Origin of the sequence: Opacimonas viscosa, assembly GCF_024199005.1 — a bacterium.
In the GTDB taxonomy this organism is placed as follows: domain Bacteria; phylum Pseudomonadota; class Gammaproteobacteria; order Enterobacterales; family Alteromonadaceae; genus Opacimonas; species Opacimonas viscosa.
Genome location: NZ_JANATA010000236.1, coordinates 1 through 254, shown reverse-complemented (window position 1 = coordinate 254; position 254 = coordinate 1). Strand labels below are relative to the sequence as shown.

The window sequence follows — 254 nt, the reverse complement described above, 5'->3', positions numbered from 1 at the left end:
CACTTCGGCTACTACGATATCTTCTTAGTCGATGCCAGCACTGGCTTTGTCGTGTATTCAGCGTTTAAGGAACTGGATTACGCCACTTCATTAACAAGCGGCCCATACGCTCAAAGTGGATTGGCAGATGCCTATCGCGGCGCTTTGGCGTTGGACGACAGCAAAACCAGCTACCTCACCGATTTCAGGTCTTATCTTCCTTCCTATGATGCCCAGGCCGCGTTTGTTTCTTCCCCTATCGCGCAAAATGGTAA

General features: G+C 50.0%; 1 pseudogene. It reads left to right on the top strand.

The window, feature by feature from the left end:
* Positions 1-254: pseudogene (locus NLF92_RS13425) on the top strand (methyl-accepting chemotaxis protein); the annotation flags it as partial.